This is a genomic window from Pelagibacterium lacus, from assembly GCF_003345525.1.
In the GTDB taxonomy this organism is placed as follows: domain Bacteria; phylum Pseudomonadota; class Alphaproteobacteria; order Rhizobiales; family Devosiaceae; genus Pelagibacterium; species Pelagibacterium lacus.
Genome location: NZ_QQNH01000063.1, coordinates 1 through 1,570, shown reverse-complemented (window position 1 = coordinate 1,570; position 1,570 = coordinate 1). Strand labels below are relative to the sequence as shown.

General features: G+C 55.7%; 2 protein-coding genes. Both read right to left on the bottom strand.

The window, feature by feature from the left end; genetic code table 11:
- On the bottom strand, positions 1 to 366 hold a 366-nt coding region (locus DVH29_RS16040), incomplete at its 3' end, for a phosphoadenosine phosphosulfate reductase domain-containing protein (RefSeq protein WP_158541712.1).
- Positions 363 to 1,184 (bottom strand): 3'(2'),5'-bisphosphate nucleotidase CysQ, encoded by an 822-nt coding sequence (gene cysQ / locus DVH29_RS16035; protein WP_114647188.1) that lies wholly within the window; start codon positions 1,182 to 1,184, stop codon positions 363 to 365. The genes DVH29_RS16040 and cysQ, both read right to left, overlap by 4 nt.
- Positions 1,185 to 1,570 lie beyond the last annotated feature (386 nt).

The window sequence follows — 1,570 nt, the reverse complement described above, 5'->3', positions numbered from 1 at the left end:
CGACAGCGCCTGGCGCAGCGCCTGGGTCTTCATGATGTCGGTATAGGCCGGGCCGTGGTCGAAGGGGTTGATCCCCTGCGCCCGGCCCTCGGGATTGGTGTGGACGCGCAGCTCGAACCCGTATTCCTCGGCCATCCGGTCGCGGAAGGCGATCATCTCGGCGAACTTCCACGTGGTGTCGATATGGAGCAGCGGGAACGGAATGCGGCTGGGATAGAACGCCTTGCGCGCCAGATGCAGCAGAACCGAGGAATCCTTGCCGATCGAATACATCATCACAGGACGCTCGAAACTCGCCGCAACCTCCCGGAAAATCTCAATGCTCTCAGACTCAAGACGGGAGAGATGGGTGACGGCCGAATTCATTGTGCCGCAGCTCCTAGGCCGACTTTCGAAATATGATCCAGGAGGGCATCGTCGCCCAAAGCCCAAAACTGCGGGTTAGCATAGTCGCTGTCATGAACCTGGTTGCACTTCCCGTATTGGAGAGGCTGTGCCTCACAGTCGACTACTGCACCGCCCGCGGCTCGCAACACTGCATCACCGGCCGCTGTGTCCCACTCCATGGTACGACCAAATCGAGGGTAGAGATCGGCGTTGCCTTCAGCAACAAGACAGAATTTCAGCGATGACCCCATGCTGGCGTGATCAATGATTGCAAGCCCCTCAAGACGTGGGTCCCCTTCGCCAGATCCGTGGGACCTGCTTCCGACAAGTGTCAGGCCTTGGCGATGAAGCGATCTAGTCGAAATTTTCAGAGGCGAGGCAATTCTCTCTTCCTCGACCGTCGACACAAACGATCCTGCCTCCATATTACCCCACCAGATGCGCTTAAGCGCCGGGGCGTAAACAATCCCAAGCGTGGGTATTCCATTGTCAATGCGCGCAATATTGACGGTAAACTCACCATTGCGAGAGATAAATTCCTTGGATCCGTCAAGCGGGTCGACCAGAAAGAACGTATCTGTCACTTCCGGTAGATGCCCATTGGCAACAGCTTCTTCAGCGATTACCGGAATATCCGGAAACAGATTAGCAAGCCGCTCGAGAATGATCGCCTCAGCCAAAAGGTCGGCTTCGGTCAGGGGAGAGGAGTCGGCCTTTTCCTCCACAGCTATTGGGCCGCGACTATAAACTTCGAGTATGGCTGCCCCAGCTTCGATTGCGATAGCGGCCAGGGCCATGATATCAGAAGTAGCGGGCCCGCCGGTGTTGCCTGAAAGGCATTCATTCATACTCGTCTCCATGCGGCTTCATCGCCTTGGCGCTTGTCGTCGATACTACCCAGCTTGCTGGGCTTTTCGGCCTCAATCGCAATTAACGTTTGAGCGGTCAAGTTTCTTCTGCGGATCGTGTCGTAGTATCGAGTCTATTTGGCGTTTAGGTGAACTTGAGCACCTTTGGTGATAAATTGCCAGCCTTGAGCCACCAATAGTACGTTAGAAAATCGATTGCACGTTCCGCATGCGCTGGAGCGCACCCTATTTTGGCCGTGACGTTGCCCCCAACTTTTATCCAGCGTGACGTAGACTCCTGGAGTTGTTTTGGCCCTGCTGAGCCTGGTGGAAGA